11 protein-coding genes are annotated in these 20,963 nt (G+C 71.8%); 9 read left to right on the top strand and 2 right to left on the bottom strand.

The annotated features are described in order from the left end of the window. Positions 1-62: 62 nt before the first annotated feature. Positions 63-1,397, bottom strand: a complete 1,335-nt coding sequence (gene gabT, locus KVT45_RS42815; protein WP_217554917.1) for a 4-aminobutyrate--2-oxoglutarate transaminase — start codon at positions 1,395-1,397, stop codon at positions 63-65. A gap of 302 nt (positions 1,398-1,699) precedes the next feature. On the opposite strand from gabT, the gene KVT45_RS42810 reads away from it, so the two are divergent. The 3 genes from KVT45_RS42810 (at position 1,700) to KVT45_RS42800 (ending at position 7,180) form a co-directional block, all read left to right on the top strand. Beyond that, entirely contained in the window at positions 1,700-3,859 is a 2,160-nt protein-coding gene (locus tag KVT45_RS42810) for an ATP-binding protein (RefSeq protein WP_217554916.1), read from the top strand. A gap of 149 nt (positions 3,860-4,008) precedes the next feature. Beyond that, positions 4,009-5,577: a PucR family transcriptional regulator gene (locus KVT45_RS42805; RefSeq protein ID WP_217554915.1), complete on the top strand. Its 1,569-nt coding sequence runs from the start codon at positions 4,009-4,011 to the stop codon at positions 5,575-5,577. A gap of 154 nt (positions 5,578-5,731) precedes the next feature. After that, on the top strand, positions 5,732-7,180 hold the full coding sequence (locus KVT45_RS42800; RefSeq protein WP_217554914.1) for an aldehyde dehydrogenase family protein: 1,449 nt from the start codon (positions 5,732-5,734) through the stop codon (positions 7,178-7,180). A 226-nt stretch (positions 7,181-7,406) separates the two neighbouring features. On the opposite strand, the gene KVT45_RS42795 is transcribed toward KVT45_RS42800, so the two are convergent. Then, entirely contained in the window at positions 7,407-10,268 is a 2,862-nt protein-coding gene (locus tag KVT45_RS42795; protein WP_217554913.1) for a glycoside hydrolase family 3 protein, read from the bottom strand. A 370-nt stretch (positions 10,269-10,638) separates the two neighbouring features. Between KVT45_RS42795 and KVT45_RS42790 the strand changes: the two genes are divergently transcribed. From KVT45_RS42790 to KVT45_RS42765, 6 genes are all read left to right on the top strand, one after another. Then, positions 10,639-12,327, top strand: a complete 1,689-nt coding sequence (locus KVT45_RS42790; protein ID WP_217554912.1) for an extracellular solute-binding protein — start codon at positions 10,639-10,641, stop codon at positions 12,325-12,327. A gap of 27 nt (positions 12,328-12,354) precedes the next feature. After that, the gene (locus KVT45_RS42785) at positions 12,355-13,395 is read left to right on the top strand and encodes a sugar ABC transporter permease (RefSeq protein WP_217554911.1); all 1,041 of its coding nucleotides are present in this window, start codon (positions 12,355-12,357) and stop codon (positions 13,393-13,395) included. Further along, on the top strand, positions 13,392-14,336 hold the full coding sequence (locus KVT45_RS42780; protein WP_217554910.1) for a carbohydrate ABC transporter permease: 945 nt from the start codon (positions 13,392-13,394) through the stop codon (positions 14,334-14,336). Before KVT45_RS42785 ends, KVT45_RS42780 begins: the two co-directional genes overlap by 4 nt. Before the next feature lie 243 nt (positions 14,337-14,579). Further along, the gene (locus KVT45_RS42775; protein ID WP_217554908.1) at positions 14,580-16,769 is read left to right on the top strand and encodes a sialidase family protein; all 2,190 of its coding nucleotides are present in this window, start codon (positions 14,580-14,582) and stop codon (positions 16,767-16,769) included. Beyond that, the gene (locus KVT45_RS42770; protein ID WP_217554906.1) at positions 16,766-18,751 is read left to right on the top strand and encodes a beta-galactosidase; all 1,986 of its coding nucleotides are present in this window, start codon (positions 16,766-16,768) and stop codon (positions 18,749-18,751) included. The genes KVT45_RS42775 and KVT45_RS42770 overlap by 4 nt, the downstream gene beginning before the upstream one ends. Further along, a complete protein-coding gene (locus KVT45_RS42765; protein ID WP_217554904.1) occupies positions 18,748-20,958 on the top strand; it encodes a glycoside hydrolase N-terminal domain-containing protein in 2,211 nt (736 codons plus the stop codon). The genes KVT45_RS42770 and KVT45_RS42765 overlap by 4 nt, the downstream gene beginning before the upstream one ends. Positions 20,959-20,963 lie beyond the last annotated feature (5 nt).

Below are 20,963 nucleotides of genomic sequence, written 5' to 3'. Positions count from 1 at the left end.
GGTGGGGCGGATGTGACACATGGGTTCGAGACCCTTTGCGCGGGCTGGGAGAAGCCTGTGGCTCAGATCCGCGCGAAGGCCTGCTCGATGATGTCGAGGCCCTCGTTGAGGAGGTCCTCGCCGATGACGAGCGGGGGCAGGAAACGGAGCACGTTGCCGTAGGTGCCACAGGTCAGGACCAGCAGTCCCTCCTGGTGGCAGGCCTTGGCGAGGGCCGCGGTGGCCTCCGGGTTCGGCTCCTTGGTGGTGCGGTCCTTGACCAGCTCGATGGCGATCATCGCGCCCCGGCCGCGGACGTCACCGATGACGTCGAACTTCTCGGCCATGGCGGACAGGCGCGGCTTCATGATCGCCTCGATGGCCTTCGCCTTGGCGTTGAGGTCGAGCTCCTTCATGGTCTCGATGGCCCCGAGCGCACCGGCGCAGGCGACGGGGTTGCCGCCGTAGGTGCCACCGAGGCCACCGGCGTGGGCGGCGTCCATGATCTCGGCGCGGCCGGTGACGGCAGCGAGCGGGAGACCGCCCGCGATGCCCTTGGCGGTGGTGATCAGGTCCGGGACGATCCCCTCGTCCTCGCACGCGAACCACTGACCCGTACGGCAGAACCCGGACTGGATCTCGTCCGCGACGAAGACGATCCCGTTGTCCTTGGCGAACTGGCTGATCGCCGGCAGGAAGCCCTTGGCCGGCTCGATGAAGCCGCCCTCGCCGAGCACCGGCTCGATGATGATCGCGGCGACGTTGTCGGCGCCGACCTGCTTGCTGATCTGGTCGATGGCCTGGGCGGCGGCCTCCGGGCCGGCGTTCTCCGGGCCGGTGAGCCAGCGGTAGGCGTAGGCGACCGGGACGCGGTAGACCTCGGGGGCGAACGGACCGAAGCCGTGCTTGTACGGCATGTTCTTGGCGGTGAGCGCCATGGTGAGGTTGGTCCGGCCGTGGTACCCGTGGTCGAACACGACGACGGCCTGGCGCTTGGTGTAGGCACGCGCGATCTTCACGGCGTTCTCGACGGCCTCGGCGCCGGAGTTGAACAGCGCGGACTTCTTGGCGTGGTCACCCGGGGTGAGCTCCGCGAGGGCCTCGGCGACCTCCACGTAGCCCTCGTACGGGGTGACCATGAAACAGGTGTGGGTGAAGTCGGCCAGCTGGGCGCTCGCCCGGCGTACGACGGCCTCGGCGGAGGCGCCGACGGAGGTCACGGCGATGCCGGAACCGAAGTCGATGAGGCGGTTGCCGTCGACGTCCTCGATGATGCCGCCGCCCGCGCGCGCGGTGAAGACGGGCAGCACCGAGCCCACACCCTGCGCCACCGCGGCCAGACGGCGGGCCTGCAGTTCCTGCGACTTCGGGCCGGGGATGGCGGTGACGACGCGACGCTCCTGCGGAAGTGCGGTCATGGGGGCTCCCTGATGAGTGGTGCGAACCGATGCGTGCCGGGCGCGTCCCGTCCGGTTGCTCCGGTGGTGCGTTTTCGGACGCTTTCCTTCTTTCTTCGCAGGCTAGGGCCGGGTGTGGGAGGTGGGGATGCTCCATGTGGGCGTTGTCGGGGAGTGCCATTGTCCGTGGTGGACATAGTGCGGGCAGGGTGCCGCTGCCCGGCCGGACGGATCCTCGGCCGCGTAAGCGGTGAACTCCCCTTGTGAGGGCGTTAGATTGGCCGCTGACGGTGGACGGAACGGCTGGTCAGGGAGCGAGAGCGATGGACAGCGACGGGACGTGGGACACGCGGCGTACGCATGCGAATCCTGTGCCGCGCCCGGCGGGGCCACAGGACGCGGAGGCGGTGCCGACCGAGGCGCCCGCGCTGCCGCCACGGCCGACGGCACCGCCGACGGTGCCCCCGCTGCCGGACGGCTCGGCCTTCCTGACCTGGCTGCGCACCCCACGCCCGGAGACGGCACCGGGGGTGTGGCGGTTCGGGTACCGGGCGCGTCCGGCGGAGGAGCCGGTGCGCACACCGGCCCAGCAGCTGCTGGGCGGAGCGCTGCTCGCCTTCCTCTGCGGCTGGCTCCTGTGCTCGCTGCTGTGGAACGGGTACCTCGGCGACTTCTGGCAGTGGCCCTGGTACGTGCTGGCCCCGAAATCGTGGACGCACGGCACCGGCGGCGTGATCGGGGGCGTGTCCTCCTGGATCTACATCGGCCTCGTCTTCGGTGCCATTTTCCTGGTTCTCGGGAAAATCGGTCACTGGTCCGAACTCTGGCAGCGCTTCGGTCCGCCTGCCTGGGTATCGGCCGTTCCCACCCCTGAGCGGCCGCCCGCCCCCGAGCAGGACCCCGCCGAATTCCTGTATCTCCGCCAGGCCGGCGCCGACGACGCCGCCGACCGGCTTGCCCGTGAGGCGCGGAGCGGGCTGATGCGGGACGTGGACCACGCCCGGATCGCCCGCGCCTGGCAGGGCGTACGGAGCGGCCGGCACGGCATGGCCACCTTCACCGCCGCCGTGGTCAAGGACGGCGCCGCCGCCTGCCTGCACCCCTCCGGCGAACGCGACCTGCCCGCCCGGCACGCCCGGCACGACCTGGTCACCGGCCAGGTGCGGCTCGGTACGACGGCCGACGACCCCCGCAACCCCTACCAGTACCGGGGCACCGGCCTCGCCCTCGGCCCCGAACTGCTCGGCACCTCGCTGCTCGCCGTCGGCCCGGCCGGCTCCGGCAAGACCGGCTCCCTGATCCGCCCGCTCGCCGAGTCGCTCTGCCTGCACGCGCTCGCCGGCCGCGCCTCCGTGGTCGTCGTCGGCGCGGCCGGCGCCGGCCTCGGACCCGCCGACGCCTACGACGTCGTCGTCCGCATCGCCCACCCCGAGTCCGTCTACGACCTCGACCTGTACGGCGGCACCACCGACCCCGACGAGGCCGCCGCCATACTCGCCGAGGCCCTCGCCGGCGACCTCGCCGACCCGCACCCCGGCAGCGACAGCCGCCGCTCCACCACCGTCCTCGCCCAGCTGCTCGGCCCGTTCAGGGCGGTCCACGGCCGCTTCCCCTCCGTCCCCGAACTCCGCCAGCTCCTCGACGGCGCCACGGGCCCGCTCGCCGCGCTCCGCAAGGCGCTGACGTCGACCGGCCACGAGTCGCTGCTGCGCGAGCTCGACGCGCGGGAACGCCAGATGGGACACCCGGGGGACGTCGGCGCGATCCTGGCCGACCGCATCGCCCTCCTCGACCGCCCGGCCTTCGCGGGCTTCTTCGACACCTCCGGCCAGTCCCGCCCCTTCTCCCTCAAGGCCCTCGACCACCCGGTCCGGGTCCGCATCGACCTGCCCGAGCGCGGCCACGCGGACGCCTCCCGCATCCTGGCCCGCCTGGTGCTCGCCCAGTTCACGGCGAGCGTGACGGTACGGGACGACCGCTCGCTCTTCTCCTGCCTGCTCCTGGACGACGCCACGGGCGTGGTGACACCGGAGGCGGTCCGCGGCATCCAGCGGCTGCGCTCGGCCAACGCGGGCGTGGCGCTGACCCTGCGCACCCTGGACGACGTGCCCCGCCCGCTCCGCGGTCCCCTGCTCGGCGCCACCGGCTGCCGGATGGCCTTCGCCGGACTCACCCCCTGGGACGGCCAGGACTTCGCGGAGGTCTGGGGCAAGGAGTGGACCGAGGCCCGGGACGTCACCGACCGCCAGATCATCGCGGAGACCCCGGCGGGCAAGGCACTGCACGTCGTACGCCGGGTGATCACCGGCAAGGCGCCCACCGCGCGGGCGGTCACCGTCCGGCAGGTGGAGCGCGAGCGCTGGTCGGCGTCCGAGCTGGCGCACGGAGTTCCGCCCGGGCACGCGGTCCTGTCCCTCACGACGGTCAAGGGCGAGCACGCGCCCCCGCTGCTGGTGGACCTGAGGGGCGGCGGCCGGCTCTGAACACGGGGGCACAGGCGACCGTACAGTGAGGCAGAATCGATAGAGGCCGTTCATACGGGACGGCCAAAGACCACTGCCCTCGCTCACGACGCTCATGTCGCTCGCGATGCTCACCACGTTCACGACCGAAGAGAAGACCTGACGGCCCCATGCCACCGACGCTCGCCTCGCTCGTCCACCACTCCGCGCTCAAACTGACCGTGCGCGCGGGCGAGGACCGCCTCGACGTGCCCGTGCGCTGGGCCCATGTCAGCGAACTCGCCGACCCCGTGCCGTACATGGAGGGCGGGGAACTGCTTCTGATCACCGCGCTGAAGCTGGACGCGGAGGATCCGGAGGCGATGCGGAAGTATGTGAAACGCCTGGTCGGAGCGGGTGTGGTGGGCCTCGGCTTCGCTGTCGGGGTCAACTACGACGAGATCCCGAAGGCCCTCGTCGACGCGGCGGAACGCGAGGGACTGCCGCTGATCGAGGTGCCGCGCCGCACCCCCTTCCTCGCCATCAGCAAGGCGGTCTCGGCGGCGATCGCGGCCGACCAGTACCGGGCGGTGACGGCGGGCTTCGCCGCCCAGCGCGAACTGACCAGGCAGGCCCTGAACGCCGGTCCTGAGGGGGTGCTGTCCGCGCTCGCGGCGCAGGTGGACGGCTGGGCGGCGCTCTACGACGCGTCCGGCGCGGTCGTCGCGACCGCGCCGGAGTGGGCGGGGCGCCGGGCGGCGCGCCTGACGGCGGAGGTCGAACGGCTCCGGGAGCGCCCGGCACCGGCGTCCTCGGTGGTCGGCGGCCCCGACAACGAGGACCGGGTGGAACTGCACTCCCTCGGCACCGGCCGCCGCCCGCGCGCGGCCCTGGCGGTCGGCACGGCGTCGGCGCTCGGCACGGCGGAGCGCTACGCCGTCCACTCGGCCATCGCGCTCCTCACCCTCACGACGGAACGCTCCCGCTCGCTCCACGCGGCCGAGCAGCGGGTCGGGGCGGCGGTGCTGCGCATGCTGCTCGCCGGGCAGCCGGACCATGCCCGCGGAGTCGCCGGGGACCTGTACGGCGGGCTGCTCGACGCCCCGTTCCGCATGATCGTCGCGGACGGCGGGGGCGAGTTGCTGGCCGGCCTCACCGAGGCGGTGGAGTCGGCCGCGGCCCGTTCCGGGGAGGCGGTGCTGGTGGTGCCCGAAGGGGAGCGGCTGGTGGTGCTGGCCGCGGACGGGGGTGCGGCGGTGGCGGCGTGCGTGGAGTACGCGGCGGCGCGCGAGGCGGCACGGGCGGTGCCGGAGCAGGGGGCCGCGGAGGACGGCGACCAACCGGTCATCGGGCTGTCGGCCCCGTCCGGTCCGATCGGGGCGGCGGCCGCCTACAAGCAGGCCGAACAGGCGCTGTCCGTGGCCCGGCGCAGGGGCCGGATCCTGGTCGAGCACGAACAGCTGGCGGCGGGCTCGGTCCTGCCCCTGCTGGCCGACGACGCGGTGAAGGCGTTCGCCGACGGTCTGCTGAGGGCGCTGTACGAGCACGACGCGACCGGCAGGGGCGACCTGGTGGCGTCCCTGCGGGCCTGGCTCTCCCGGCACGGCCAGTGGGACGCGGCAGCCGCCGACCTGGGCGTCCACCGCCACACCCTCCGCTACCGGATGCGCAGGGTGGAGGAGATCCTGGGCCGCTCCCTGGACGACCCGGACGTACGGATGGAGCTGTGGCTGGCCCTGAAGGCGACATCGCCGGACTGAGCGTTCCCCGCCCGCCCGCCACCGTGCCAAACCGGCGCACCCTCCACCCCCACCACTACACCCCGGCCAAACACACCCCCGCCCCCGCGGACCTACCGTGGAGGCGAACACCCTGCACACACCACCCTCAACGCGGAAGGGCCGGGACTCGCACATGACCTCCATCCACGCCTTCTGGCTCGCCGGCCGCCAGGTCACCGGCGAGGACACCTTCGACGTCACCAACCCGTGGGACGCCCGTCTCGTCGGCAAGGTCAGCGTGCCCACCGACGCCCAGGTCGAGGAAGCCGTCGCCGCCGCGTACTCCGTACGGGACGAGTTCGCCGCCACCCCGGCCCACGTACGCGCCGCTGCCCTCGACCACGTCAGCCGCCGCCTCGCCGAGCGCACCGAGGAGATAGCCCGGCTGATCTCCGCCGAGAACGGCAAGCCGATCAAGTGGGCGCGAGGGGAGGTCGGGCGTGCGGTGTCCGTGTTCCGGTTCGCCGCCGAAGAGGCCCGCCGCTTCAACAGCGGCGAGGCCCAGCGCCTCGACACCGACCTCGGCGGTCAGGGCCGCCTCGCGCTGACCCGCCGCTTCCCGAAGGGCGTCGTCCTCGGCATCGCGCCGTTCAACTTCCCCCTCAACCTGTGCGCCCACAAGATCGCCCCGGCGATCGCGGCCGGCGTGCCGATCATCCTGAAGCCGGCCCCCGCGACCCCGCTCTCCGGCCTGATCATCGGCGACCTGCTCGCCGAGACGACCGGTCTCCCGGCCGGCTCCTGGTCGGTCCTCCCGGTCGCCAACGACAAGATGGCCGCCCTCGTCCAGGACGAGCGTCTCCCGGTCATCTCGTTCACCGGTTCCGAGAAGGTCGGCTACTCGATCATGGACTCGGTGCCCCGCAAGCACTGCACCCTGGAGCTCGGCGGCAACGGCGCGGCCGTCGTCCTCGGCGACTACGCCTCCGACGCCGACCTCGACTGGGCCGCGACCCGCATCGCGACCTTCTCCAACTACCAGGGCGGCCAGTCCTGCATCTCCGTGCAGCGGGTCATCGTGGACGCCGCCGTCTACGACCGTCTCCTCCCGCGCATCGTCGCCGCCGTCGAGGCCCAGGTCACCGGTGACCCCGCCGACGACAGGACCGACGTCGGCCCGCTGGTCAGCGAGGCGGCGGCCGAGCGCGTCGAGGCATGGGTGAAGGAGGCCGTCGAGGACGGCGCCACCCTGGTCACCGGCGGCGACCGCGACGGCGCCAGCTACGCGCCGACCGTCCTCACCGACGTCCCGGCCGACGCCACGATCTCCTGCGAGGAGGTCTTCGGCCCCGTCCTCACTGTGCAGAAGGTGAACGGCGAGGACGAGGCCTTCGCCGCCGTCAACACCTCCAAGTACGGCCTCCAGGCGGGCGTGTTCACCCACGACCTCCAGCTCGCCTTCCGCGCCCACCGCGCCCTCGAGGTCGGCGGCGTCGTGATCGGCGACGTCCCCTCCTACCGCGCCGACCAGATGCCGTACGGCGGCGTGAAGCAGTCGGGCGTCGGCCGCGAGGGCGTCAAGTTCGCGATGGACGACTACACCTACGAGCGCGTCCTGGTCCTCACCGGCCTCGCCCTCTGACCTGCCACGGACGGGCCCGAGAGCGACGAGACGGCCGCAGCCCGCTGTGCGGGGGCTGCGGCCGTTCGCGTACCAGCTGCCGGTGCCCGCTGTCCGAGCGGGTAGCTAATGGGAACCATTTTCATGTATCGTCGTCCGTGACGCTGGATCGTCGTCCCCTCGAAGGGGCCCGGCACCGATGCCTTCCGGTGCCGGGCCCCTTCTCTGTGCCGGCCGCTCCGGACCCTCAACCGGAGAAGCCGACGTGCGCGAGCCGCAGCGGGCCGCGCAGTGCGATGCGGACGTCGTGGACGCCCTCGGTGACGATGCCGGCGGTGAGCGAGGTGTACGTGTACGGATCCGGCGTCGGCTCGGCGAGCGTCAGCGCGGCCAGCGACGGGCCGCCGTCGAGGGAGAGCTCCAGCGTGCCGGTGCCCGACACCCGCACGGTCACCTCCGTGACCCCCGCGCCGAAGTCGCAGTCCCGGTAGACGAGTTCACCCGGGCCGTCGCCCCCGGGGGTGACCGCGTCGCCCTCCGTCCTCGTACGGTCCACGATCGCGATGCCCGACTGCTCGTCGAAGTCGGCCGCCGCCAGGCCGTGTTCGGCGGCGGGCCGGGGTGCCGCCGGCTCGCCGTCCAGGACCACGGTCGTACGGAGCCGGATGTCCTCGCTGGACGCGCCGGCCAGCACGTCGTACGCGCCGGCCTCCAGGCGCCGTCCGCCGCGTGCCACGTCCCAGAACTCGAAGGCGGAGAGCGGGACGTCGAAGGTCAGGCCGGTCCGCTCGCCGGGGCGCAGGGTGAGCCTGCGGTGGGCGAGGAGTTCGCGGCGCGGGCGTACCGACGAGGGTTCGACGGCCCGGGTGTAGAGCTGGGCCACCTCGTCCGCGGTCGCATCGCCCGTGTTGGCGACCGTGAAGGAGACCCGGAGCGATCCGTCCGCCACCTCGGTCTCCAGGTCCGTGTAGGAGAAGGACGCGTAGGACAGGCCGTGGCCGAACGGGAAGAGCGGGGTGCCCTCGAAGTAGAGGTAGGTCTGGCGGGCGCCGAGCACGTCGTAGTCGAGCAGGTCGGGCAGGTCGGCGTCGGCCGCGTACCAGGTCTGCGGGAGGCGGCCCGCGGGGGAGACGTCCCCGGCCAGCACGCGGGCGAGCGCGGTGCCGGCCGCCTGGCCGCCGTGGGCCGTCCAGAGCACGGCGGGCAGCCGGGCCACGTCCACCGTGTACGGGTACGACGACACCAGCGCCAGCACCGTGTCCGGGTTCGCCGCGCGGGCGGCACGCAGGAGGCGCTCCTGGTGCGGGGGCAGGGCCAGGGTCGTACGGTCCTCGGTCTCGCGGCCGTTGATGTGCGGGTCGTTGCCCGCGACCACCAGGACCGCGTCGGCCGCGGCGGCCACCCTGGCGACGGCGTCCGTACCGCGTTCGACGATGATCAATTCGAAGATCGAGGCGTTTTCGGCGGCAACCTTCACCCCGTCGGCGGCGACAGAGACGTGGCGACCCGTACCGAGGTGCCGGAGGAGGTGACCGTTCTCATGGGGTTCCAGGCGGAATGTCTCCTGGACGACCCAGCCGCCGGGCTGGTCCGCGGCGGCGCGGACGAAGCCGTCCTCGGCGACGGAGAGATAGCGGCCGTCCGGGGCCCGCAGGGTGAGGACGCCCTCGCCCCAGTGGACCAGGGCGAACTCGGTGCCGGTGGTGTCGGTGGTGAGCGGCGGGAGGTCGGTGCGGCCGGCGAGCAGCGCCGGGTCCAGGGCGCCCTCGGCGCCGCGCACCTCCTCGGCGGCCTCGGGAGCGGTCGGCACGTGCAGGAAGGCGCCGTCCGCGAGCCGCAGCCTGACCCGGTCCACACCCTCCGCGAACTCCACGCGCTCCGCGCCGAACCGCTCGTACAGGCCCTCCAGCGGAGTGGAGCGGTGGATCAGGGTGCCGCTGTACCAGTCGAGTTTGCACTCGTCGGCGAGCAGACCGACCACGGCGATCCGGGCGTCGGGCGCGAGCGGCAGCAGGTCGCCGTCGTTCTTGAGCAGGACGACCGCCTGCTCGGCCGCCTCCTGGGCGAGGGCGCGGTGCGCCGGGGTGTCGAACGCGGCGACCTCGTCAGGGCTCGGGTACGGGTCGCCGTCGGGGCCGTCGTGCGGGTCGAACTCGCCGAGGCGGAACCGGACCGAGAGCTGGCGGCGGACGGCCGTGTCGACGTCGGCCTCGGTCAGCAGGCCCCGCGCGAGAGCGCCCTGGATCCGGGCGACGATGATCGAGCCGTCCGTGCCGTGGTCGGTGAAGCTGTCGACACCGGCGAGGAGGGCGGCCGCCGTGGCCTCCTCGTGCGTGGCGAAGTAGTGCTCGTGGTCGACCAGGTTGCTGGGCGCGCCGGCGTCCGAGCAGACCAGCAGCTCCTCGTCGGTCCAGGTGCGCAGCTGTTCGCGCAGGTACGGGGAGACGTGGTTGGGGCGGCCGTTGACCAGGTTGTACGCGGGCATCACCCCGGCCACCGCACCGGCCTCCACGGTCTCCCGGAAGGCGCGCAGGTCGTACTCGTGCAGCACCCGCGGGCGGACCGACGAGGAGGAGGTCGCCCGGTCCGTCTCGTTGTTGTGGGCCAGCCAGTGCTTCAGGACGGGGGCCGTGCGCCAGTACACCGGGTGGTCGCCGCGCAGACCGCGGGTGTAGGCGGTGGCGATGGCGGAGGTGAGCTTCGGGTCCTCGGAGTAGCCCTCCTCGTTGCGGCCCCAGAGCGGGTGGCGCAGCAGGTTCACCGTCGGGGCCCAGACGTTGAGGCCGACCCGGTCGTCACGGGCGCGCATTGCCCGGACCTCCTTGGACACGGCCTCCCCGACCCGTCGTACGAGATCGGTGTTCCAGGTCGCGCCGAGCCCCACCGCCTGCGGGAACACCGTCGCCGGGCCCATCCAGGCCACCCCGTGCAGGGCCTCCTGACCGGTGCGGAAGGCGGCGATGCCCAGGCGCTCGACGGCGGGCGCGAACTGGTGCAGGAAGGAGACCTTCTCGTCCAGGGTGAGCCGCGCCAGCAGATCGTCGATGCGCTTCGCGAGCGGCAGGTGCGGATCGCGGAAAGGCGGCGCGGGCGGCGTTTTTGCGGTCACGTACGGTTCCCCTTGCGATGGAGCGGCGAGGCCCTTTCGAAGCGCTTCGATGCTCATTCGACGCGGGGGTGGGTGTCAAGAGAGGCTCATCGATATTTCAAGTGGCGCATACGAAGAGGTCACCCCCCATACCTCGGAGGAATCTTGGGAGCGACCCTTGTGTACCCCCGGGTGTTCACTTAACCTCGCAGCAACATCGAAGCGCTTCGACTAGTCAAATGGCCGGTCAGTCGATCAGCCGGTCAGCCGGTTCCTGCCAGGGACGCATGACATGGGTCGGAGGATCGCTTCAGCTCAGCCAGTTCCACTCAAGACACCGCAGCCGACGGCCACCGCCGGGTGTCCTGGTGCGCCATGAAGGGTTGACGCAATGACGCCGAACGCCGCTTCCGCCCCCTCCGGGCCGAGCCGGAGAAGTTTCCTCGCCTCCACGGCAGTCGCCACCGCAGCGGTGGCGGGCGGCATGCCGCTGCTCGCCGCCTGCGGGGCGTCGGACAGCGGTTCGGGAGGGGGCTCCTCCTCGGGCAAGGACGCGAAGAAGCTGCTGCCGTCGTACGTCGCCAACAACGTGGTGACCCCGGACATCCCGTCGAAGAACGGCTCGTCGATCGGCTTCACCAGCAAGCTCGACCTGGCGACCCTGAAGACCTCGGTCCCGAAGAAGCTCGGCAAGGGCGGCAAGGTCACCGTCATGGCGCCGTTCTGGGGCTCTCCGCCCAAGCAGGACAACCCCTACTACAACGCGATGAACGACATGATCGGCGTCGACGTCGAGTGGCAGAACCAGGACGGCAACACCTACGACCAGAAGCTGGGCGCGGTCCTCGCCTCCAGCGACGTACCGGACGTCGTGGTCATCCCGAACTGGAACATGGGCGGGAAGATACCCACCGCCATCATCAGCAAGTTCGCCGACCTCGGCCCGTACCTGTCGGGCGACAAGGTCAAGGACTACCCGAACCTCGCAGCCATCCCGACCGACGCCTGGCGGCGCTGCATCTTCGGCGGCAAGCTGCGCGGACTGCCGATGCCGTCCTCGTACGTGACCAACATCGTGCCCCTCTACCGCAAGGACATCTTCGACAAGGAGGGCTACGAGGTCCCGCGCTCGGCGGACGAGTTCCTCTCCCTCGCCAAGGAGATCACCAACGCCAAGGCCAAACGCTGGGCCTGCATGGACATGAAGTGGACCGCCTGGCAGATGTTCAGCGTCCTGTCCGGCAGCGAGAAGCCGCTCGGCTGGAACCTCGTCGACGGCAAGCTGATCAACCGCATCGAGACCGACGAGTACCTCGAAGCGCTGGAGTGGACCCGCAAGCTCTTCGCCGCCGGGGTCGTGCACCCCGACGCCAAGCTGGGCAAGAACGCCCCCGACCCCGGACCCAAGTTCGCGGCCGGCGAGTTCCTCATCTACGCCCAGGACATCAGCCAGTGGTGGAGCCGCACCGCCGAACAGGCCACCCAGAACCCGGACTTCAAGATCTGGGGCATGGACGTCTACGGACACGACGGCGGAGACCCGCAGGTCTGGGCCGAACAGCCGGCCGGCATCTTCGCCTTCGTCAACAAGAAGGCCTCGGCGTCCGTCATCCACGACGTGCTGGCCGTCGCCAACACCACCGCCGCGCCGTACGGCACCAAGGAGTACATGGCCACCAACTACGGCGTCGAGGGCACCCACTACACCGTCAAGAACGGCGTGCCCACCAAGACCACCCGGGGCAACAACGAGGTCATCAACGCCTACGTCATGGTCGCCAGCCCCGCCGCCACCATCGCCCACCCCGACTTCCCCGACGTCGCCAAGGCGCAGGTCGAGTGGCAGCAGCGGATGGGCTCCTTCACCAGGAAGTCCAGCTTCTTCGGCCAGATGATCACCGAGCCGTCCCGCTACACCAACCTCATGGACAACTTCGAGACGCTCGAAGACGACATCACCCGCGGCCGCAAGAAGATCAGCGACATGCAGCAGGCCGTCTCCGACTGGAAGAGCAAGGGCGGCGACAAGCTGCGCGACTGGTACCAGAAGCTGCTCGACGACAACGGTTCGGCGAGCTGACCGGGCACTGAGGCAAGGAGAACGGCCGTGTCCCACAGCACGGTGCCTCGCAGCAGGGCCGAGGCAGACGACGACGGTACGGGGAGGACCCCGGTGGAGTCCGGCGACGCCACCGGAACCGGGAAGAAGACGAAGACCGGGAAGCTGAGCCTGCGCGTCAGATTCAGACGCGACCGCACCCTGATCCTGATGACCCTGCCGGCGGTCCTGCTGCTCCTGGTCTTCAACTACCTGCCGATCCTCGGCAACATCGTCGCCTTCCAGGACTACGACCCGTACGTCAGCGACAACGGCATCGTCTCCATGCTGCACAGCGCATGGGTGGGCATCGAGAACTTCCAGCAGATCTTCGCCGACTCCGCCTTCTGGAACGCGGTGAAGAACACCCTGGTGCTGTTCTTCCTCCAGCTCGTTCTCTTCTTCCCGATCCCGATCGGCCTCGCGCTGCTCATCAACAGCGTGCTCCGGCCCCGGGTGCGGGCGATCGCCCAAGCGGTCCTGTACCTCCCGCACTTCTTCTCCTGGGTGCTGGTCATCTCCGTCTTCCAGCAGATCTTCGGCGGGGCGGGCCTGTTGTCACAGCTGCTGCGGCAGCACGGCTACGACGGTCTCGACATCATGACCGACCCGTCGACCTTCAAGTTCCTGGTCACGGCGGAGGGCGTCTGGAAGGACGCGGGCTGGGGGATCATCGTCTTCCTGGCGGCGCTGGCGTCCGTGAACCCGGACCTCTACGAGGCCGCGGCGATGGACGGCGCGGGCCGCTGGCGCCGCATCTGGCACGTCACGCTGCCGGCCCTGCGCCCGGTGATCGCCCTGCTGCTGGTGCTGCGCGTCGGCGATGCCCTGACCGTCGGCTTCGAACAGATCCTCCTCCAACGCGACGCCGTAGGACCGGGAGCCTCGGAGGTCCTCGACACCTTCGTCTGGTGGAACGGCGTCCGAAACCAGGACTTCGGCTACGCGGCCGCCGCAGGCCTCATCAAGGGCGTGGTCAGCCTCGGCCTGGTCCTCGCCGCGAACAAGGTGGCCCATCTCATGGGCGAGCAGGGGGTGTACAAGAAATGACCGCCGTCATCGACGAACCGCCCACGCGGGAGCGGCCGCCGTCCCGGTGGGCCGCGCCGCCCCGCCCGGTGTGGGAGGAGGAACCGAGCGCGGCCGGCGTCGCCGGCAAGGGCCTGGTCCTGACCCTGGCCTGCCTCGGCGTCCTCTTCCCGCTCTGGATCGTGGTCGTCACCAGCCTGTCCTCCCGCAAGACCATCGACGAGGCCGGCGGACTGGTGATGATCCCCAAGGGCATCACCTTCGTCGCCTACCGGGAACTCCTCAGCGGCGGCCAGGTCACCCGGGCCACCGTCATCAGCGTCCTGATCACCCTCGTCGGCACGGTGTTCTCGATGACCGTGTCCGTCCTGTGCGCCTACGGCCTCTCACGCATCGGGTCGCTCGGCCACCGCTGGTTCCTGATGCTGCTGATGGCGACGATGTTCTTCAGCGCCGGCCTGATCCCGACCTACCTGCTGGTCCAGTCCCTGGGCCTGACCGACAGCTATCTCGCCCTGATCCTCCCGAGCGCGGTGAGCGTCTTCAACATCCTCGTCCTGCGCGGGTTCTTCATGGGCATCTCGCCGGAACTGACCGACAGCGCGCGCATCGACGGCGCCGGCGACTTCCGGATCCTTTGGCAGATCGTCATGCCGCTGTCCCGGGCGGTCCTCGCGGTCATCACCCTCTTCTACGCGGTCGGGTACTGGAGCGCGTGGTTCAACGCGTCCCTGTACCTCAACGACCAGGACAAGATGCCGCTGCAGAACGTCATGATCCAGCTGGTCCAGAAACAGCAGGCCCCGGTGGGACTGGCGCAGTCCATCAAGACGGGCGAACTGTCCGGGCTCGCCGTGCAGATGGCGGTGATGGTGATGGCACTGCTGCCGGTGGCGGTCCTGTCCCCCTTCGTCCAGAAGCACTTCAAGAAGGGCATGTTGACCGGGGCGGTGAAGGGATAGCCGACGTCGCCTTCTGGAGGGGGTGGCGGGGGAGCGTCGGCGACTGCGGGTGGTTCGTGGCCGGTCGCGCAGTTCCCCGCGCCCCTTACGGGGCGCTGTAGTCGCGTCGGCTGCATAGCTGCGGGCAGTCGTGCCGCTGGGGCGGCACGGGTGGGCGCAGCGGCACCCTGCCAGCGCCGGTAAGCGTCCCCCCCCGCCCAGCCCCACCCCCGGCCCACACACCAAACCCACCGAAGGTTCCCCATGCCCACCCTGAGCCGCAGAACCGTCCTCGCCGGCACCGCAGCGACCGCCGCCCTCACCGCCCTCCCGATGCCCACCGCCCATGCGGCCGAGCCCCGGCCGCAGGCGTACCGCTGGCGCAACGCAGTGATCGGCGGCACCGGATTCGTCACCGGCGTCCTCTTCCACCCCACCACCCCCGGCCTCGCCTACGCCCGCACCGACATCGGCGGCGCCTACCGCTGGGACGCCCGCACCGCCCGCTGGACCCCCCTCACCGACCACCTCGGCTGGGACGACTGGAACCTCCTCGGTGTCGAGGCCCTCGCCGTCGACCCCGCCCACCCCGACCGGCTCTACCTCGCCCTCGGCACCTACGCCCAGTCCTGGGCCGGCAACGGCGCGGTCCTGCGCTCGGACGACCGCGGCGCCACCTGGACCCGTACCGACCTCACCGTGAAACTCGGCGCCAACGAGGACGGCCGGGGCATGGGCGAGCGCCTCCTCGTCGACCCGCGGGACAGCGACACCCTCTGGCTGGGGACCAGACACGACGGGCTGCTCAAGTCGACGGACAGAGGTGCCACCTGGGCGGCGGCCGACGGCTTCCCGGCCACCCCGTCCGCCTCCGGCCAGGGCGTCAGCCTTCTCGTCGCCGTCGGCCGTGCCGTCTACGCCGGCTGGGCGGACGGGGACGGCGGCGCGAGTGCCGTCAACCTGTACCGCACCACCGACGGGACCACCTGGGAGGCCGTCCCCGGCCGGCCCACCGGCACCTTCGCCAAGGTCCCGGTCCGCGCCGCCTACGACCGCCACGCCCGCGAGCTGTACGTGACGTACGCCGACGCCCCCGGCCCCAACGGCCAGTCGGACGGCAGCGTGCACAAGCTCGCCGTGGCCACCGGGCAGTGGACGGACGTCACCCCGGCCACGCCCGGCGGCAGCGACACCTTCGGCTACGGCGGGGTCGCCGTCGACGCCCGCCGGCCCGGCACCGTCGTCGTCTCGACGAACAACCGGTGGACGGCCGTGGACACCCTCTACCGGACCACCGACGGCGGCCGCACCTGGACGTCCCTCAAGGACTCCGCGGTCTTCGACGTGTCGGAGACTCCTTTCCTGAAGTGGGGCGGCGACCAGCCCAAGTTCGGGTGGTGGATCCAGGCCGTGGCCGTGGATCCGTACGACTCGAAGCACATCGTCTACGGCACCGGCGCCACCCTCTACGGCACCCGCGACCTCGTCCACTGGGCCCCGCGGATCCGCGGCCTGGAGGAGACGTCCGTACTGCAGCTGGTGTCGCCCCCGGTCGGGGAGGCACACCTGCTGAGCGGCTCGGGGGACATCGGCGTTCTGTACCACGAGCGGCTCACGGCGTCTCCGTCCCGCGGTATGGCCACGAACCCCGTGTTCGGGTCGGCGACGGGGCTCGCGCAGGCCGCGGGCAGGCCGGCGTACGTGGTCCGCACCGGCTGGGGCGACAACGGCAACGGCGCCTTCTCGGACGACGGGGGCCGGACCTGGGCGCCCTTCGCCGCCCAGCCCTCCCTCGCCCACGACGCACCGGGGCCGATCGCCGCCAACGCCGACGGCAGCGTGCTGCTGTGGTCCTTCGTGCACTGGGACGGGACCAAGTACCCCGCCCACCGGTCGGACGACAACGGCGCCACCTGGACCGAGATCTCCTCCTTCCCGAAGGGCGCCACGCCGGTCGCCGACCCGGCCGACCCGACGCTCTTCTACGCGTACGACACCGATACAGGAACGCTACAAGCCAGCACTGACAGTGGCCGGGCGTTCACGGCGCGTGCGACCGGGCTGCCTGCGGGAGACAACCAGTTCCAGCTGGTCGCGGCCCCGCACCGGTCGGGTGACCTGTGGCTGAGCGTCAAGTGGAACGGGTTGTACCGGTCCACCGACGGGGGCGTGAGCTTCACCAAGGTCGCCAGCTGCTGGGCCGCCTACACCCTCGGCTTCGGCAAGGCTGCCGACGGCGCCGGCTACCCGGCGATCTACCTAGTCGGCTCCACCGAGTCCATCACCGCCGTATACCGCTCCGACGACGAGGCCGGCACCTGGGTCCGCATCAACGACGACCGGCACCAGTGGGGCTGGATCGGACAGGCCGTCACCGGCGACCCGCGCGTGTACGGCCGGGTCTACCTGGCCACCAACGGGCGCGGCATCCAGTACGGGGACCCCGTCCGATGACCGCCGGACGAAAGCCGCCGAGCCTCTCCGACGCCACCCGCGGGCGAATTCTCTTCGGCGGCGACTACAACCCCGAGCAGTGGCCCGAGGAGACCTGGCAGGAGGACGTCCGGCTGATGAGGGCCGCCGGTGTCAACTCCGTGACCATGGGCGTCTTCTCCTGGGCGAGGCTCGAACCGAAGCCGGGGGAGCGGGACTTCGGCTGGCTGGACCGGCTCATGGACCTGATGCACGACCACGGCATCGGCGTCGTGCTCGCCACCCCCACCGCGTCACCGCCGCCGTGGCTCGGGCGGCTGCACCCGGACACCCTGCCCCGGGACGCCGAAGGGCGCACCGAGTGGTGGGGCGGCCGCCAGCACTTCTCGCACTCCAGCGCCACCTACCGCCGGTACGCCGCCGCCATCACCGAGGACCTCGCCGCCCGCTACGCCGGCCACCCCGCCCTCACCCTGTGGCACATCAACAACGAGTACTGCACCTTCGACTACGGCGACGAGGCCGCCGCCGCCTTCCGCCGCTGGCTGCGGAAGCGCTACGGCACCCTCGACGCCCTCAACTCCGCCTGGGGCACGGCCTTCTGGAGCCAGGGCTACGACACCTGGGACGGCATCCTGCCGCCGCGTCACGCCCACTACATGAAGAACCCCACCCAGGTGCTGGACTTCCGCCGCTTCACCTCCGACATGCTCCTGGAGTGCTACGCGGCCGAACGGGACATCGTCGCCCGGCACACCCCGCACATCCCGGTGACCACGAACTTCATGCCGCTCTGGATCGGCCAGGACGCCTGGCGCTGGGCGGCCGAGGAGGACGTCGTCTCCGTCGACCTCTACCCCGACCCGCGGGATCCGCTGGGCGCCCAGCACGCCGCGCTCGTCCACGACCTCACCCGCTCCCAGGCGCGCGGCCCCTGGATGCTCATGGAGCAGGCCGCCGGGCCGGTCAACTGGCGCGGGGTGAACCACCCCAAGCCCCGCGGCCTGAACCGCCAGTGGTCCCTCCAGGCCGTGGCCCGGGGCGCGGACGCCGTCTGCTACTTCCAGTGGCGGCAGTCGAGGCAGGGCGCGGAGAAGTTCCACTCCGGGATGGTCAGCCACGCGGGGGAGGAGGGCCGTACATACCAGGAGGTCAAGCAGCTCGGCTCCGAACTCGCCCGCATCGGCGACGAGGTGACCGATCGTCACGTCGGCGCGGACATCGCGATCCTCCACGACTGGCACTCCTGGTGGGCCGGCGCCCACGAAGGCCGGCTCTCCACCGAGGTGGACCTCCCCGACGTCCTGCACGCCTGGCACCGGGCCCTGTGGGAGTCGAACCTCACCACCGACTTCGCCCACCCCGAACACGACCTGTTCTCCTACAAGTTGGTGGTCGTCCCGCAGCTCTACCTCCTCACCGACACCGCGATCGGCAACCTGCTCGGCTACGTCCGCGGCGGCGGCACCCTGGTCAGCGGCTTCCTGACCGGCATCGCCGACGAGGACGACCGGATCCGCCCCGGCGGCATGGACGCACGGCTGCGCGAGCTGTTCGGCATCCGCACCCTGCACGAGTGGTGGCCGCTGGACGCGGGGGAGAGCGCCGCATGCGAGGGCTTCCGGGGGACCCTGTGGTCGGAGGAGATCGAGGCCGCGCCCGGCGTCACGGAGACCGTGCCGTACAAGGGCGGGGAACTCGACGGCCTGCCGGCCGTCCTGCGCACCGGACGGGCCTGGTACCTCTCCACGCTCCCGGAGCCGGAGGCGCTGCGAAAGCTGCTCGGCCGGATCGCGGCGGACGCGGGGGTACGCCCGGTGCTCGACGGACTGCCCGCGGGCGTCGAGGCGGTCCGCCGGGGCGAGTTGCTGTTCCTGTTCAACCACGGCCGTGAAGAGGTGAAGATCCCCTTCATGGGAACACAGAGAGACCTGCTGACCGGTACGACCGTCACGGACGAGGCCGTCCTCGGCCGCTACGGAGCGGCGGTGCTCAAGCCATGACCGCCACCGACGCAGCCACCGGCCCCGTCCACGGCACCTGGGAGCCCGCCCCGGCCGCCCGCTGGGAGGACGCCTTCCTGAGCGGCAACGGCCATCACGGCGCCCTCGTGTTCGGTGACCCGAACGACGACCGTGTCATCGTCACCCATCACACCCTCGTCCGCCCGAACGGCGGCGAACACGCCCGCCCGCCGCACCTGGCGGCCGAACTCGCGGGCGTGCAGGACAGGTTGCTCGCCGGGGAGTCCGGCGCCGCCGAGAGCCTCACCGACGGCCGCCCGCTCCAGTGGGTCCAGCCCTTCCACCCCGCCTTCCAGATCCGGCTGCGCAGGCCGCACGGCCGCCCCGACGGCTACCGCCGCGCCGTCGACTTCACCACCGGCGAGGTCACCGCCACCACCGCCGACCGGACCAGCAGGGTCTTCGTCTCCCGCGCGGACGACGTGATCGTGCAGCAGATCACCGGAACCGCCGACCTCGGCATCGCCCTCGACCACCAGCTCCCCGGCGCCCCGTCCGGCCTGGGCGTCGGCCACGGCGCGCTGCGCACCCCCGAGGGCGCCCTGCTCAGCCTCCGCGCCCGCTACCCCGGCAGCGACCGCGCCTACACCGGCGTCACCCTCGTCGCCGTCACCGGCGGCACCACCGAACTCGCCCCGCCGGGCGTCCGCGTCACCGGCGCCGAGTCCGTCCTCCTCCTCACCCGCGTCCGACGCCACACCGGCGAGATCGACGTGACCGCCGAGGCGCGCGAACTGGGCGACCTGCTCGCCGGCCGGCCGTCGTACGACGCACTGCTCGCCCGCCACCTCGGCCCGCACCGCACCGCCTACACCCGCGTCACCCTCGACCTGGCCGCCGACCCGGCCGAACGCGCCCTCCCCGGCTCCCGGCTGCTCGAAAAGCCCGCCGAAGCAGCGCTCCTGGAAAGGCTCTTCGCCGCCGGCCGCTACCACCTGCTCTCCGCCTCCGGCCTCAACCCGCCCCGCCTGACCGGACTGTGGACCGGCGACTGGGACACCGCCTGGTCCGGCGCCTTCACCAACGACGCCAACGTCAACCTCCAGACTGCCTCGGCCGCGGCCGCCGCCCTTCCCGAAGTCACCCGGGCCTGCGCCGCACTGATCGAGCGCCAGCTCGGCGACTGGCGGGAGAACGCCCGCGCGGTGTTCGGCGCCCGGGGCGCGGTCGCGCCCGCGCACAGCGACGGCGAGTCCGGGCTGGCCTACCACTTCAGCCGGGAATACCCCCTGCACCTGTGGACGGCCGGCGCCGACTGGCTGCTCAAGCCGCTCGTCGACCACGACGAGATCCGCGGCGAGCGCGATCCCCGTACGGCGGCGGCGCTGGCCGAAGTCGCCCGGTTCTACGAGGACTTCCTCACCCGCACCGACGCCGACGGCCACCTCGTGATCGTTCCCTCCTACTCGCCCGAGAACCGGCCCGCGAACGCCGGCTGGGGCGCGGTCAACGCGGCGATGGACCTCTCCGCCGCCCGGCACGCCCTGCGCACCGCGGCCGACTACCGCCCGGGCCCGGACGCCGACCGCTGGCGCGCCCTCGCCGACCGGCTGCCCCCGCACCGGACCAACGCCGACGGCGCGCTCGCCGAGTGGGCCTGGCCCGGCCTGGACGACACCTACGACCACCGGCACCTCAGCCATCTCTACGGCGTCTGGCCGCTCGAAGAGATCAGCCCGTACGACACCCCGGAGCTCGCGGCCGCCGCCCACCGCGCGCTCGAACTGCGCGGCGCCGAGAACGACTCGGCCCACGGCCACCTCCACCACGCGCTCGTCGCGGCCCGCCTGCGCGACGGCGCACGGGTCGCCGCCGCCCTCGCCCAGGTCCTGGACGGCGACTTCTTCCACGCCTCCCTGATGAGCGCCCACTACCCGGACCGCGACGTCTACAACGCCGACGCCGCACACGCGCTGCCCGCCGTGCTCATCGAAGCCCTCGTCCAGTCGACCCCGGACCGCCTGGTCCTGCTTCCGGCGCCGCCGGCCGCCCTGAGAACAGGCCGGCTCCACGGCATCCGCACCCGCTTCGGCGCCGGACTCGACCTCTCCTGGACCCCCGACGGCGCGCGAGCCGTCCTCACACCGCACCGGTCGCTCCGCATCGACCTGTGGACTTCCTCCGGCAGTCGGCCGCTCGACCTCGTCGCCGGAGAAGACCACGTCCTCACCCTGGGGACGTGGTAGCCACC

This window comes from Streptomyces sp. GbtcB6, from assembly GCF_019091475.1.
Lineage (GTDB): Bacteria > Actinomycetota > Actinomycetes > Streptomycetales > Streptomycetaceae > Streptomyces > Streptomyces hyaluromycini.
The sequence above is the reverse complement of the archived record's forward strand: the minus strand, read 5'-3'. Positions and strand labels throughout refer to the sequence as shown.